Here is a 14,557-nt window from a genome sequence, read left to right as displayed (position 1 = left end):
TGTCTCCTTTGTTCGTCTATTGAGGGGTACTGGGGGTATTGGAGCGGCCACCAAAGCGACCGCGCAGATTGAAGAAAGTCTCGACGAGGCCGAGCACGATTATCAGCGGCAGCGCAATCCAGGACAGGAATACGCACAGCAGATAGGCCAGGGCCAGGATCAGCGACCGCATGGCGCCGCCGCGGGTAAGGAAATGCACCGCGGCGAAACCCTGGATCAGGAAGGCGCCGAGCAGCGCTGCCAACAGCAACTGCCCGGCAAAGCCGACTGCGCCGGGAAGCAGTGACAGCGCACAGGACACAGCCAGAAGGCCCATCGACCAGATCGGAAGGTGCAATTGCGCGGCGATGTCGGGCCAGGGCCGCGGCAGCCGGCCCGAGATCCGGGCGATGCGGGCCGACAGCCACAGACCGCCGAGATTGGAAACCGTGGTGACCAGGGCCGTGAACGGAAGAAGCACAACGCTGAAGACCCGCAGGAAAGCTTCCGGGTCCATGCCATCCTGTGCGGGGATGGGCTGATCCTTCGCCAGCCCCATCATGATGCGATAGGCCTGCGTGATTTCATTGCGGAGATTGGCGAGCGCCTGTTCGTGGGTGGAGCCCAGCGCGAGCATCGCAAACAACGTGCCCGTCATGCTCAGCACGGCGGCGACAATGGCCAGACTGCCGAGCGAAATATGGCGCCGCTCCGCCGTGGCGTCGCCGAATCCGGCAATAGCGAGATAGGCAAGGCCCCAGGCAGGCAATGCCCGAGAGACGCCAAATTGCAGAGCCAATCGGAAGGGGGAGAATTCAGGTGCATTCGAGGGGAGAGCCGAGGCGGCAATCACCAGCAGCACCATCGCGGAGATGGCCGCAGCAAGGCCGGCGCGAGACCCCCAGCACAACGTGACCAAGGTAATGGGCAGCGCGGCGAATATGGACAGCAAAATGCCGAAGCCCGAGCCGCTCGCGGGTGCCAGCACCAGAATGGCTGCAGCAAGGCCGGCACCTAGGCCTATGAGGATATCGCGTTGCATTGTCGAGCTGTCCCGCTGTCGCGGTTAGAGGCCTTGCGGTGAAGACCCCAGCCATGGCCGGATCATCCGGCTGACTGTCGTTGGAGATAGGCGGCGAGGCACGAGAGAAAGTACAATTTAGATAAATCGCACTTTCTCTGTATCTTTTGACGCATTTTCTTAATCGAAAAGTCCATCAACTTTTCTGGAAAATACTTTAAGAACGCCTCGCCGCAAACGCATCAGCCGATCACGTAGGGCAGCAGGCCCAGGAAGCGGGCGCGCTTGATGGCCTGAGCCAATTCACGCTGCTTCTTGGCCGAAACGGCCGTGATACGGGAAGGGACGATCTTGCCGCGCTCGGAAATGTAGCGCTGCAGGAGCTTGACGTCCTTGTAGTCGATCTTCGGCGCATTCGGGCCCGAGAACGGGCAGGTCTTGCGGCGGCGGAAGAAGGGCCGGCGTCCAGGTGTGGTAGCCATGATCATTCTTCTCCCTGCGGCTGCTCTTCAGAAGCGCCTTCGAAGCGCTCACGGCGCGGAGGGCGATCATTGCCGCCAGAGCGGGGGCCGCCACGGCCGCCGCCGAAGCCGAAGCCACGGTCGTCATCACGACGCTCGTCGCGGTCGGACTTGCGCAGCATGGCCGACTGGCCTTCCTCGAGCTCGTCGACGGAAAGGGTCAGGAAGCGCAGGATGTCTTCGGAGATCGACATCTGACGCTCGACTTCCGCCACGGCCGCATGCGGCGCGGTGATGTTCAGCAGCGTGAAGTGAGCCTTGCGGTTCTTCTTGATGCGATACTGCAGGGACTTGACGCCCCAATATTCGGTCTTGCCTACGGTGCCGCCATGCGCTTCGATCACACCCTTGAACTGGGCGGTCAGCGCTTCGACCTGCTGGGAGGTCACGTCTTGGCGAGCCAGGAAGACATGCTCGTAATTCGGCATGAGATGGCCTGTCTTTTGGTTACAACGCGTCGTGGTTGTCACGTTCGCCTGGCGCGAAGCCCCTCGTGACCCGGCAGGCCGTCGAGGAATGTCTTAAGAGGGCGAAGACACGGGATGCAGGAACCCTGGGGCTCCACTGCGCGAGCGCAGTCATCCGTTCAGCCTCCGGCCGAAGCGAAGCCGGGTGCATACAGAGTTTGCCGCATCAGCGCAAGGAATAAGTTGTCTATACCAGACGCAGGCCGCCGTCGCATTCGATCACAGGGCCAGTGACGTAACCGTTCTCGACCAGGAATTGAACGGCATGGGTATCGGCGATACCGATGCCGGTCTTGCCTGGCTGATTTCCCAATTCGAGCGCCTCTACGGACAAGACGCGGCTCGAACCGCTTGATGCAATCAGGTCCTCTCGGGTTTCAAGATCGAGGCGAGTACGGCGACCGCCAACGTCGCAAAGGTAATCGTCATGGTCAGCACATTGTCGAACTCGCCGACGAGACGTTCGTAGAAAATCACGGCGCCGATAAAAATCAGCAATATCGCCAGGGCGACCTTCAGATAGCGAAACGTGGCGATAAGCGCGTCAATGACGAAGTATAGCGCCCGCAGGCCGAGAATGGCGAAGATGTTGGAAGTGTAGACGATGAAGGGGTCCTGGGTCTGCGACAGGACTGCCGGCACGCTGTCCACGGCGAAGACGATGTCCGCCACATTGACCACCGCAAAGGCCGCGAACAGGGGCGTCGCATGCAGGACGGGCCTTTCGCCGCCAGGCTTCGGCAGACGAACGAAGAAATGCTCGCCGGTGATCTTCGTCGTCATGCGCAGATGACGCATGAACCATGCAATCGCCCGATTCTGGTCGAGATCGACCTGTTCGTCCATGCTACGAAGCATGCGCAGCCCGGTCACGATCAGAAAGAGGCCGAACAGATAGAGCACCCAGGCAAATCGCGCCACGATCGCCGCGCCGAGGCCGACGAAGATGGCCCGCAGGACAATGGCGACGACGATTCCCCAGAAAAGCACCCGATGCTGATATTGGCGAGGCACGCCGAAAAAGGCGAAGATCACCGACATTACGAAGACATTGTCGATCGAAAGTGATTGTTCCAGCGCGTAAGCCGTAAAGAACAGCGAGCCTTTCTCTGGCCCGAAATACAGCCATGCGCCGCAGCCGAACAGGGCGGCAAGGACGGCATAGGCCGTCGTCAAGGCGACCGATTGGCCAAGCGACAGGACCGGAATGCGGCGATTGAGATAACCCAGGTCGAAGATGAGAATGGCGGTAATGGACGATGCGAAGATCGCCCAGAACCACGGCGGCGCTCCCAGCATGTCACCGGACGCCAGAGATAGTGCCGACCATTCCATGGATCGCGCGCTCGTTTTCGACTTCCGGCTCGGCGATGTGGGTGGTTCGAGCAGTGTTGGTGCCCGTGAGGGGACCTGTCAACCGCCAAACGCCCTCATCGGGAGCGTGCGGCATCCAGCGTGCCGGCCTGGAAGTTCTTGTGGGCACCCGAACCGGAGAGAGAAAATATTCTAGCGCCGATGGTATGTGGCGATATGATGACACTCCTTCAGTAGAGAATCCGAGCAGCGTTGGCTTCATCACCTCCTATATCTTCCGGCAATCCGATCACCCCGCAGCAGAAGCGGCTGGCCTTCGGTGTGCACCTGTTTACGGCCAGCGGTGTGCTGTGGGGGTTTCTTGCCCTCATAGCGGCTGTCCAACATGATTGGCGCACGATGTTCGCCTGGCTGGCGCTCGCCTTGTTCGTGGATGGCATCGACGGCACGATTGCCCGCAAGATCAACATCACCGAAGCTTCGCCCCGCTGGTCGGGCGTCGCTCTCGATCTGATCATCGACTATCTTACCTATGTCATCGTCCCGGCCTATGCCCTCTACAGTTCGGGCATGCTCGGCGGTTCGAACAATGTGCTCAACCTCATCGCCATGGCGGTGATTCTTCTCACCAGCGCGATGTATTTCGCCGACAACGAGATGAAGACGGAGGATGCCTGGTTCAAAGGCTTCCCGGCCGTATGGAACCTGATCGTATTCTATTTCTTCCTGCTCAGCCCGGCCCAGCCGACGATCCTGTCCATGACCCTCATCTTCCTGGCGGTGCTGGCGCTCGGTCTGATGACCTTCGCATCCTTCGTGTTCGTGCATCCACTGCGCGTGACCAAGCTTCGTTTGCCCACGCTGGCCTTGCTGGTGGCATGGTCGGTGCTGGCGATTGTGGCGATCTGGGAGAATGTCGACCCGGCACACTGGGTCACCTGGGCGCTTTGCATCATCGGTGTTTATTTCCTGATCCTCGGATATTTCCGCACGGCACCGGTTCATGATCGCAGGGCGGAGTAATGCCCGCAGCAGGGGCGCCCTTGTCAACGCCGACGGCCCTGGACATCATCCCCGACATCGGCAACATCGTCAGGCGTGCTCACACCGGATTACAGTTGCAAGCGCCCGAAAGGCGACCCACCGTTTCATGACTTGATTTCAACGATAGGTATTTGCCATGCCCGCAGCCATTCGCGTTCATCAGACCGGCGGCCCCGAGGTTCTCACCTATGAGGAGATCGCCACACCGCTGCCCGCAGCCGGCGAGGTCCTGATCCGTCAGCATGCCTGCGGCGTGAACTATATCGACACCTATTATCGCTCGGGCCTCTACAAGGCGCCGTCTCTGCCCTTCACTCTCGGCGCAGAGGGCGCCGGAGAGGTGGTCGCGGTCGGCGATGGGGTGACCGAATTCAAGCCTGGCGACCGCGTGGCCTATGCCGGCGCCAATGGCAGCTATGCATCGGAACGCACCTATCCGGCCGATAGGCTCGTCCCGCTGCCAGAGGCGATTTCCTATGAGCAGGCAGCCGGCATGATGCTCAAGGGCATGACAGCGCAATATCTGATCCGGCGTACCTTCAAGGTTGCGACCGGCCAGACCGTGCTGGTGCATGCGGCCGCGGGCGGCGTCGGGCTGATCCTGTGCCAATGGGCCAAGGCGCTAGGCGCCACCGTGATCGGCACCGTTGGCTCGGAAGAAAAGGCCACCCTGGCCCGCGCCAATGGCGCAGACCACACAATTCTCTACCGCGACGAGGATTGGGTGAAGCGTGTCGCCGAAATCACCGATGGCCGCAAATGCGACGTGGTCTACGACGGCGTGGGCAAGGATACCTATCCCGGCTCGCTCGACTGCCTGAAGCCGCTCGGCATGTGGGTTTCATTCGGCAATGCCTCCGGCCCGGTCGAGCCGGTTCCCATGCTGGTCCTGTCCCAGAAGGGCTCGCTCTTCGCCACCCGCCCGACGCTGGGAACTTATGTCGCCGAACGCGCCGATCTTCTGGCCACGGCCCATGACCTGTTCGAGACGGTCGCCTCCGGCAAGGTGAACATCCCGGTCAACCAGCGTTATGCGCTCAAGGATGCCCGCAAGGCGCATGAGGACCTGGAAGGGCGCGGAACAACGGGATCGTCGATCCTGTTGCCCTAGAGCAAAGCACGTTTAAGTGTAACCGCTTGCCTGGGCTAAGTCTTTGTTTCAACGTGTCTTTGCGATTCCCGCTGCTTCCGTCAAATCGCAAGGCGCTCTAGCCGGTAAATTTGTCACGAAACTCCCATAGCGGTAGCGAATGGCCGAGGACATCTACGACCCGCAATTCGTAAAAGGCGTCTTCGATCGCTGTTCCGATAAATATATCGCGTTCAGCACTTGGTGTTCGCTCGGCTTTACCGAACGCTGGCGCCGGCAATGCGTCGAGGCGCTGCCGGCACCGGCGGCATCCGCCGCGACGGGCTACGACCTCATGGCCGGCACTGGAGAGGTCTGGCCCCATCTTCTGAAGCGCCACCCCGCCATCGGCGGCATCGTTGCCGTCGATATTTCCACAGGCATGCACCAGCGCGCCATGACCCGTCTCCATGCGCATCGAGCCCATAAGATCGCCTTCATCGAGGACGACGTCCTCTCCAGCAACTTGCCCGATGGCAGCGCCGATTTCGTGATTTCAACCTTCGGGCTGAAGACGTTCAACCCGGTCCAGCATCGCAAGCTCGCGGCCTTGATCGCCCGCTGTCTCAAGCCGGGAGGCAGTTTCTCGCTGATCGAGGCTTCCGATCCCAAGGGATGGTGGCTACGCCCGCTCTATCGGTTTCATTTGAGAGCGGTGCTGCCCATGATCGAACGCTTCCTTCTGAAAGGGGCTCAGGATTTTGCGATGATCGGAACCTACAGCGCCAATTTCGGAGATGCCTCCGCCTTCGCCCGCATGCTGGAAGCGGAAGGCCTGCAGGTGGAGTATCGGAAATTCTTCTATGGATGCGCGACCGGGGTGTGCGGGCGAAAGCCTACATGAGCGGTGCCTCACGCCTGCCATGTTTTTCGGCTCCACAACATTCGGTAAGAGTCACGAATAACCCTTTGAAAGACAAATCGAAGAATGCTGTTGGCACCCGAAGCGCCAGGGTGGTGCCGGGGGACGGAATGGGCTAAAGCGTTTTGCGATTTAATGGAATCACTGAGAATCGCCGTAGCGTTTTGTGATTTGAATGGATCACTTCAAATCGCAAAGATGCGTTGAAACAAAGAGCTGGAGCGAATTGGCGTTCACGCTTGAACGCACTTTGCTCTAGGACGCGTCGAGAACGAAAAGCGTGAGCAAGGAGCGTATTCCCAATACGCGTCGTGCTCACGAGGACGCCGCAGAATCGGTTTGAGGCCGTGCATTGACTGACGAAAACGACAAGAGGCCGGAAGACGGGGAACCGTCCGACATCCGCTCGACTTCCATCACCGACGAGATGAGGCGCAGCTATCTCGATTACGCCATGAGCGTGATCGTGAGCCGTGCCTTGCCGGACGTACGTGACGGCCTGAAGCCGGTCCATCGGCGCATCGTGCATTCGATGTACGAGAACAACCACACGCCCGATCGCAAATACGTCAAGTCGGCCAATATCGTCGGCGCAGTGATGGGTCAGTACCATCCACATGGCGACCAATCGATCTACGACGCCCTGGTCCGCATGGCCCAGCCCTTCTCGATGCGCCTGATGCTGGTGGACGGGCAGGGCAATTTCGGCTCGGTGGACGGCGATCCGCCGGCGGCCATGCGCTACACCGAGTCGCGTATGTCGAAAGCCGCCGTGGCGATGATCGACGACATCGACAAGGATACGGTCGAATTCCAGGAGAACTATGACGGCACCAGGTCAGAGCCGACGGTCCTGCCGGCGCGCTTTCCCAATCTTCTGGTCAATGGCGCCGGCGGCATCGCCGTCGGCATGGCCACCAACATTCCGCCCCACAATCTCGGCGAGGTGATCGACGGCTGTCTGGCCTATATCGAGAATCCGGCCATCACCATCGACGAATTGATGGAGCTGATCCCGGGGCCGGACTTCCCGACCGCCGCCAACATCGTCGGCCGCTCGGGCATCCGCTCGGCCTACAACACCGGGCGCGGCTCGATCATCATGCGCGCCAGCGCCACGATCGAGGAAATCCGCAAAGATCGCGACGCCATCATCGTCACCGCCATTCCCTATCAGGTGAACAAGGCGACCCTGCAGGAGCGTATCGCTGAACTCGTGCGCGAGAAGCGAATCGAGGGTATCGCCGAGGTGCGCGACGAGTCGGACCGTCAGGGCATGCGCCTGGTGGTCGAGCTCAAGCGCGATGCCGTCGGCGAAGTGGTGTTGAACCAGCTCTATCGCTTCACCTCGCTGCAGACCAGCTTCGGGGCGAATATGGTTGCGCTGAATGGCGGCAGGCCCGAACTGCTCAACCTCAAGGACATGATCTCGGCCTTCGTCGATTTCCGCGAAGTCGTGATCAGCCGCCGCACCAAATATCTGCTGAACAAGGCACGTGACCGCGCCCATATCCTGTGCGGCCTCGCCACCGCCGTCGCCAATATCGACGAGGTCATTCGCATCATCCGTACCAGCCCGGACCCCAACACGGCTCGCGAGGCCCTGATGGGACGCGACTGGCCGACGGGCGACATCGCCCCCTTGATCCTGCTGGTCGACGATCCCAAGCATCCGATGAACGAGGACGGCACCTACCGCCTGTCGGATGCCCAGGCCCGCGCCATCCTGGAACTGCGCCTGGCTCGCTTGACGGCCCTCGGCCGTGACGAGATCGGCGACGAGTTGCAAAAGCTTGCCGACCAGATCCGCGATTATCTCGATATCCTGCGTTCGCGCGAGCGCATCATGACGATCGCGCGAACGGAGCTCGAGGAAATCAGGACGGCCCACGCCACGCCGCGCAGGACAGAGATTCTCGATTCGGATGCCGATTTCGAGGACGAGGACCTGATCCAGCGCGAGGACATGGTGGTGACCGTGTCCCATGCCGGCTATGTCAAGCGCGTGCCGCTCTCCACCTATCGGGCGCAGCATCGCGGCGGCAAGGGCCGCTCCGGCATGCAGACCAAGGAAGAAGATTTCGTCACCTATCTGTTCGTGGCGAACACCCATACGCCGGTGCTGTTCTTCTCCTCCAAAGGTCGCGTCTATAAGGAGAAGGTCTGGCGCCTGCCCCTGGCGGCGCCCCAGGCACGCGGCAAGGCCTTCATCAACCTGCTGCCGATTGAGGCGGACGAGCGCATCACCTCGATCATGCCGCTGCCCGAAGACGAGAACCAGTGGGCGACGCTGCACATCATGTTCGCCACCTCATCCGGCACGGTGCGCCGCAACGACCTTTCGGACTTCGTCCAGGTCAACCGCGCCGGCAAGATCGCGATGAAGCTGGAGGAGGGAGAGCAGATCCGGGACGTCTCGATCTGCACCGAGGCCAACGACGTGCTGCTCACCACCGCACTCGGCCAGTGCATACGCTTCCCCGTGCCTGATGTACGCGTGTTCAAGGGACGTGACTCCATGGGCGTGCGCGGCATCAGGCTGGAGGGCGAGGACACCGTCATCGCCATGGACATCATCGCCCATCGCGAGATTTCCCCCGAAGAACGGTCCGCCTATTTCAAGATGCGACGTGCCGTGGCCGGAGAAACCGAAAACGGCGACAATGGCGTCGAGGATGCGGAGGAAACGGGCGAGGCCTCGGTGGAGATCTCCACCGAGCGTTACGCCCAGCTCTCGGCCGAAGAGCAGTTCATTCTCACCATTTCCGAGAATGGCTATGGCAAGCGCAGCTCATCCTATGAATATCGCATCACCGGCCGCGGCGGCAAAGGTATCGTGGCCATGGCCGTCAACCAGCGCAACGGCAAGCTAGTGTCCTCTTATGCCATCGAACACAGCGACCAGATCATGCTGGTGACCGATGGCGGGCAGCTCATCCGCTGCCCGGTCGAGGGTATCCGCATCGTTGGGCGTGGTTCGCAGGGCGTCATCGTCTTCAATACGGCCGAGGGCGAGAAGGTCGTCTCGGTCGAGCGCGTCAGTGACGAAGGCGGCGACGAGGAAGAGGAAGGCGGCGAGGAATAAGGCCTCATCAAAAAAAGCGGCACCCGTGAGGGTGCCGTTTGTAAGTTCCGATAAGGCCTTGCGATCGGCCGAACCGGCGGTCTTGGAGGAGGGAAGCTGTCGTATCCCACGCCGAAAGCAGGGGCGCGACAGCGAATTCGATATCAGTGGGAGAGCTTGACCTTGACCAGTGTGGTCTGGTTGGCGCCCTCGAAAACCTGGACCAGTGTCACCGGCGGCATTGCCTGCTCGATAGCGGCATTGCCAGCGCAGGCGGCGATCACCGAATTCTTGCCGCAATTGGCGGCGAGAGACGCGACGTTCAATCGGTCACCACGGCTCGCAGCAACCTGCTGAGGCTGAATGCGGGCCACGTCCAGAAGAGAAGCGGCAGCGAGGGCGAAGAGGCTTGCACCGATTGCCAGGGCCGGGCGAAGGGTTGTCATAGCCATGCATCCTATCAGCTCAGGTATATCTCAACCTTGTTTGATCACTTATGACCCATTAACCATGATGCGACCGTGACTCGCCGTGCGCTTTCGCACACGACGTCCTTGCGGCCCCGGCAGTGCAGGGGAGGGTGCGAAGGAAATGACAAAGAGCGAGAGCCATGAGCATCAACCGTTTTTGGGCTAGATTCGCCCGCTAGACTGCAAATTCCGAGGCATTTCGCTTGGCGTGGTTCCTGCCTCAGTTAATGCGTGGCCAGCCGGAAAGTTCCCTGGGCGAACGATCATGGCGATGATTTCCGAAGGTTCCGGCAAACCGGCCTCGCCACCATGATCGACAGCAAGTGTATCAAAATGAAACATTTCGACTGCCTGGATATTCGGCTTAAGCCTTAGGGAGTGTCGTCAGCTATGGTTTGGAGCTAGATGAGGTCAAAAATGGCGAGATGGGAGGAGCGAGCGTTGCCAAGACTTGCGTCTTGGCAAGCGAAGCAACGCTGCGGATGGCCAAAATCGCGCCCGTCTAGCCCGAAACCATAACTGACGACGCGCCCTAACAATGAGAGAGCCATGACCTCAGCCAGCACGACGCCAAGGACCGCCTTCTACGCCGGCTCCTTCGATCCCCTGACCAACGGCCATGTCGACGTCATCCGGCATGCCGCGGCCGTGGCGGATCGGCTGGTGGTCGCCATCGGCGTGCATCCCGGCAAGGCCCCTCTGTTCACGGCGGAGGAGCGCATGGACATGATCCGCGAAGATTGCGGACCCTTGCTCGGCCCTGGCCGTCTGGAAGTCGTCACCTTTGCCGATCTTGCCGTCGATGCGGCCCGCCGCGTGGGAGCGACATTGCTGATCCGTGGCCTGCGTGACGGAACCGATCTCGATTATGAGATGCAGATGGCCGGCATGAACGCCGCCCTGGCGCCGGGCGTGCAGACCATCTTCCTGCCGTCCTCGCCGATCGTACGCCCTATCACCGCCACGCTTGTGCGCCAGATCGCGGCCATGGGCGGCGATGTCTCCGGATTCGTGCCGGCAGGCGTGCTGCGCCGCCTGAAGGTCCGGTTCACCAAGCCGACCACCTGATCCACCTGCGGACAAGACCCGCAATCCATTCCGTCTTCGAGGGAGACAATCCTTGCTTCGTATTCTTTCCGCCCTGGCCGTCGTGATCGGCCTCTTCGCCGTCGCCCCCGCCCAGGCTGCCCAGGCCGATGCCAACACCGTCTATCTCGACACCCAGCATGGCCGCGCCACCATCAAGCTGCGGCCTGACCTCGCGCCCAAGCATGTCGAGCAGATCAAGACGCTGGTGAAGCGCGGCTTCTACAACGGCGTCGTCTTCCATCGCGTGATCGAGGGCTTCATGGCGCAGACCGGCGATCCCACCGGCACCGGCACCGGCGGTTCTGACCTGCCGGACCTCAAGGCCGAGTTCACCAACAAAGCCAAGTTCGTGCGCGGTGTCGTCGGCATGGCCCGCTCCTCCGACCCGAATTCGGCCAATTCTCAGTTCTTCATCATGTATGCGCCACAGGCCAGCCTCGATGGCCAGTACACCATCGTCGGCGAGGTGGTATCGGGCATGGACGCCATCGACAAGATCAAGAAGGGTGATGCCAGCGACAACGGCATGGTCAGCAATCCCGACAAGATCGTCAAGATGCAGATGGCCAAGTAAGGCCGCCATCTATCGCAATCGCCAATTGCAAGACGGGCGGCCAGAGACTATCTAGCCGTCATTCCACTCCGCTTTCCGACAGAAAGGAGCGTGCCGATGGCCGCTGATCCCGAAAACACGATCGTCATGGAAACCACGCAGGGCCGTGTCGTCATCGAATTGCGTCCGGACCTCGCCCCCCAGCACGTCGAGCGCATCAAGCTGCTCGCCCGCGAAAAGTTCTATGACGGCATCGTCTTCCATCGCGTGATCGATGGCTTCATGGCGCAGGCCGGTTGCCCCGATGGCCGTGGCACCGGCGGCTCGAAGCATCCGAACCTCCCGGCCGAATTCAACGACGAGTCGCATGTGCGCGGCATCTGCTCGATGGCCCGCTCCTCGATGCCGAACTCCGCCAATTCGCAGTTCTTCATCGTGTTCGACAACGCCAAGTTCCTCGATCGCCAGTACACGGTCTGGGGCAAGGTCGTCGAGGGCATGGAGAATATCGACAAGATCAAGCGCGGCGAGCCGGTGGTAAACCCCGACAAGATCGTCTCCATGCGCGTTCAGGCCGACGTCGCCTAAATACGCCCTGAGGCAAAAAATCGGGCATCATCGGAGAAATCCGGTGATGCCCTTTGCAATTTAGCGTCCCTGCTCAGCCACGCTGGTAGTGGCGGCCATCACAGATTCGACCGGCGTGCCGGCCGTATGGATCGCTGGACATGCGCGTTTCCGATTTCGACTTTCATCTTCCCGCCGAGAATATCGCGCTTCGCCCCGCCGAGCCCCGCGACCGTGCGCGTTTGCTCGAAGTCGATCCGGCCGGTGCCGCGCTCACCGATCGTATCGTATCCGATCTGCCGGCCATGCTGAGGGCAGGCGACATGCTCGTTTTCAACGACACCAAGGTCATCCCGGCGCGCCTCGACGGCCTGCGTCGTCGCCCGGGTGGGGCAGGGGCCGCGATCGAGGCCATGCTGCACCAGCGCCTCGGCCCGGCGCAATGGAAGGCCTTCGCCCGCCCCGGCAAGCGCCTGGCGGTTGGGGACACCATCGAATTCGGTGAGAATCTGAGTGCGGCAGTCGAAGAAAAGGGCGAGGGCGGGGAGGTTGTTCTGCGCTTTTCGCTGGAGAGTGCGGCGCTGGACGTTGCGATCGCGACGGTCGGCCATATTCCTTTGCCGCCCTATATCGCTTCCAAGCGTGCCGAAGATGCGCGGGACCGCGAGGACTACCAGACTATCTATGCCAAGGCCGATGGTGCGGTCGCCGCTCCCACGGCCGGGCTGCATTTCACGCCCGACCTGTTTGACAGGCTGGATGCGGCTGGAATTGCCCGCCATTTCGTCACGCTGCATGTCGGCGCCGGCACGTTCCTGCCGGTGAAGGGCGAGGATCTATCCGAACACAAGATGCATGCCGAGTTCGGGGTTGTTACCCCTGAGACGGCGCAAGCGCTCAACGCCTGCAAGGCCAGGGGAGGACGTATCGTCGCCGTCGGCACCACTTCGCTGCGCCTGCTCGAAAGCGCGGCTGCGGCAGACGGCACCATCAAGCCTTTCGCCGACGAGACCTCGATCTTCATCACGCCTGGCTATCGCTTCCGCACGGCTGACGCCCTGATGACCAATTTCCACTTGCCGCGCTCGACCCTGATGATGCTGGTCTCGGCCTTCGCCGGCTACGACACCATGAAGGCGGCCTATGCGCATGCGATCGCCGAGGGCTACCGCTTCTATTCCTATGGCGATGCCAGTCTGCTATGGCGGGCGCCATGCTGAATACTTCGACACAGACGACCGCCGGCGAGGTTTCCTTCGCCATTCATGCCACTGAGGGCGCCGCCCGCACCGGCGCCCTGCATCTGGGGCGCGGTAGCGTACGCACGCCGGCCTTCATGCCGGTTGGTACGGCCGGCACGGTCAAGGCCATGTATATAGACCAGGTCAAGGACCTGGGCGCCGACATCATCCTCGGCAATACCTATCACCTCATGCTGCGTCCTGGCGCGGAGAGGGTGGCAGCCCTCGGCGGCCTGCATGACTTCTCGCGCTGGCAGGGCCCGATCCTTACCGATTCCGGCGGTTTCCAGGTGATGTCGCTGGCGGGGCTGCGCAAGCTCGACAAGAACGGCGTCACCTTCAGGAGCCATATCGACGGCTCTCACCATCGCCTCACGCCGGAACGTTCGGTCGAGATCCAGACCCTGCTCGATTCCGACATCATCATGCAGCTCGACGAATGCGTGCGCCTGCCGTCGACCCGCAAGGATATCGAGCGGGCCATGCGGCTGTCACTCGACTGGGCCGAGCGCTCCAAGCGCGCCTTCGGAACCCAGCCCGGCAAGGCGATTTTCGGCATCGTACAGGGCGGCGACATCCCCGATCTGCGTATTGCGTCTGCACAAGCACTGTCGAGCATGGACTTCCCCGGCTACGCCATCGGCGGACTCGCCGTCGGCGAACCGCAAGCCGTGATGCTGAAGATGATCGAGACCGTGGAGCCGCATCTGCCGCATGAAAAACCGCGCTATCTGATGGGCGTCGGCACGCCGGACGACCTGATCGAGAGTGTGTCGCGCGGCATCGACATGTTCGATTGCGTGATGCCGACGCGTGCGGGGCGCCATGGCCTGGCTTATTCGCGCTTCGGCAAGGTCAATCTCAAGAACGCTCGCCACGCCGAGGATCCCCGTCCGCTCGACGAAGCGTCCACCTGTCCGGCCGCCCGCGACTATAGCCGCGCCTATCTGCATCACCTCACCAAGGCCAACGAGATCCTTGGCATGATGCTGCTGACCTGGATCAACCTGGCCTATTATCAGGACCTGATGGCCGGCATGCGTGCCGCCATCGCCGAAGGGCGCTTTGCCGACTTCAAGGCCGAGACCAAGGAAAACTGGGCCCGGGGCGACATCGCCAAACTGTAGGCTCTAGGTGTGCCGGTCCCGCTCCAGCAAGAGATGGAGCGGGACCGGCATGAAACCACCGCGCTTTCCTGAATATTGCCGGTCTGGAGACCGGCACACCGAAATGTCT

Annotated in this window: 15 protein-coding genes; 9 read left to right on the top strand and 6 right to left on the bottom strand. The window is 61.4% G+C overall.

The features are described 5' to 3' along the window. Window positions 1-16 precede the first annotated feature (16 nt). From ACR9ZN_RS10620 to ACR9ZN_RS10600, 5 genes are all read right to left on the bottom strand, one after another. A complete protein-coding gene (locus ACR9ZN_RS10620; protein WP_454813949.1) occupies window positions 17-1,021 on the bottom strand; it encodes a DUF2232 domain-containing protein in 1,005 nt (334 codons plus the stop codon). A gap of 221 nt (window positions 1,022-1,242) precedes the next feature. Further along, complete coding sequence (gene rpsR, locus ACR9ZN_RS10615; RefSeq protein WP_434956431.1) at window positions 1,243-1,482, bottom strand: 30S ribosomal protein S18; 240 nt, start codon at window positions 1,480-1,482, stop codon at window positions 1,243-1,245. 2 nt (window positions 1,483-1,484) lie between these two features. Further along, on the bottom strand, window positions 1,485-1,949 hold the full coding sequence (rpsF, locus tag ACR9ZN_RS10610; RefSeq protein ID WP_434956430.1) for a 30S ribosomal protein S6: 465 nt from the start codon (window positions 1,947-1,949) through the stop codon (window positions 1,485-1,487). 226 nt (window positions 1,950-2,175) lie between these two features. Then, window positions 2,176-2,322 (bottom strand): hypothetical protein, encoded by a 147-nt coding sequence (locus ACR9ZN_RS10605; protein WP_454813948.1) that lies wholly within the window; start codon window positions 2,320-2,322, stop codon window positions 2,176-2,178. Window positions 2,323-2,348: 26 nt separating this feature from the next. Further along, window positions 2,349-3,323 (bottom strand): TerC/Alx family metal homeostasis membrane protein, encoded by a 975-nt coding sequence (locus ACR9ZN_RS10600; protein WP_481272183.1) that lies wholly within the window; start codon window positions 3,321-3,323, stop codon window positions 2,349-2,351. Window positions 3,324-3,554: 231 nt separating this feature from the next. On the opposite strand from ACR9ZN_RS10600, the gene ACR9ZN_RS10595 reads away from it, so the two are divergent. The 4 genes from ACR9ZN_RS10595 (at window position 3,555) to gyrA (ending at window position 9,422) form a co-directional block, all read left to right on the top strand. After that, window positions 3,555-4,325, top strand: coding sequence for a CDP-alcohol phosphatidyltransferase family protein (locus ACR9ZN_RS10595; RefSeq protein WP_434956427.1), 771 nt, complete (start codon window positions 3,555-3,557; stop codon window positions 4,323-4,325). A 157-nt stretch (window positions 4,326-4,482) separates the two neighbouring features. Next, on the top strand, window positions 4,483-5,457 hold the full coding sequence (locus ACR9ZN_RS10590) for a quinone oxidoreductase family protein (RefSeq protein ID WP_454813946.1): 975 nt from the start codon (window positions 4,483-4,485) through the stop codon (window positions 5,455-5,457). 139 nt (window positions 5,458-5,596) lie between these two features. Then, window positions 5,597-6,319: a class I SAM-dependent methyltransferase gene (locus ACR9ZN_RS10585; protein WP_454813945.1), complete on the top strand. Its 723-nt coding sequence runs from the start codon at window positions 5,597-5,599 to the stop codon at window positions 6,317-6,319. A 445-nt stretch (window positions 6,320-6,764) separates the two neighbouring features. Next, window positions 6,765-9,422: a DNA gyrase subunit A gene (gyrA, locus tag ACR9ZN_RS10580; RefSeq protein WP_454816761.1), complete on the top strand. Its 2,658-nt coding sequence runs from the start codon at window positions 6,765-6,767 to the stop codon at window positions 9,420-9,422. A gap of 143 nt (window positions 9,423-9,565) precedes the next feature. Here gyrA and ACR9ZN_RS10575 read toward each other — a convergent pair whose 3' ends face one another. After that, window positions 9,566-9,847, bottom strand: a complete 282-nt coding sequence (locus tag ACR9ZN_RS10575; RefSeq protein WP_454813944.1) for a hypothetical protein — start codon at window positions 9,845-9,847, stop codon at window positions 9,566-9,568. A gap of 573 nt (window positions 9,848-10,420) precedes the next feature. On the opposite strand from ACR9ZN_RS10575, the gene coaD reads away from it, so the two are divergent. The 5 genes from coaD to tgt all read left to right on the top strand — a co-directional run bounded on the left by coaD (window position 10,421) and on the right by tgt (window position 14,448). Further along, on the top strand, window positions 10,421-10,939 hold the full coding sequence (coaD, locus tag ACR9ZN_RS10570; RefSeq protein WP_454813943.1) for a pantetheine-phosphate adenylyltransferase: 519 nt from the start codon (window positions 10,421-10,423) through the stop codon (window positions 10,937-10,939). A gap of 52 nt (window positions 10,940-10,991) precedes the next feature. Beyond that, window positions 10,992-11,534 (top strand): peptidylprolyl isomerase, encoded by a 543-nt coding sequence (locus ACR9ZN_RS10565; RefSeq protein ID WP_454813942.1) that lies wholly within the window; start codon window positions 10,992-10,994, stop codon window positions 11,532-11,534. A gap of 96 nt (window positions 11,535-11,630) precedes the next feature. Continuing rightward, window positions 11,631-12,101 (top strand): peptidylprolyl isomerase, encoded by a 471-nt coding sequence (locus ACR9ZN_RS10560; RefSeq protein ID WP_434956421.1) that lies wholly within the window; start codon window positions 11,631-11,633, stop codon window positions 12,099-12,101. Between the two features lie 140 nt (window positions 12,102-12,241). Further along, complete coding sequence (gene queA, locus ACR9ZN_RS10555) at window positions 12,242-13,300, top strand: tRNA preQ1(34) S-adenosylmethionine ribosyltransferase-isomerase QueA (protein ID WP_454813941.1); 1,059 nt, start codon at window positions 12,242-12,244, stop codon at window positions 13,298-13,300. Then, complete coding sequence (gene tgt / locus ACR9ZN_RS10550; protein ID WP_441771714.1) at window positions 13,294-14,448, top strand: tRNA guanosine(34) transglycosylase Tgt; 1,155 nt, start codon at window positions 13,294-13,296, stop codon at window positions 14,446-14,448. The genes queA and tgt overlap by 7 nt, the downstream gene beginning before the upstream one ends. Window positions 14,449-14,557: the final 109 nt, after the last annotated feature.

The sequence above is a fragment of the Labrys sp. HAY1-8F genome, assembly GCF_056754975.1.
This window is presented reverse-complemented; position numbering and strand designations above follow the sequence as displayed.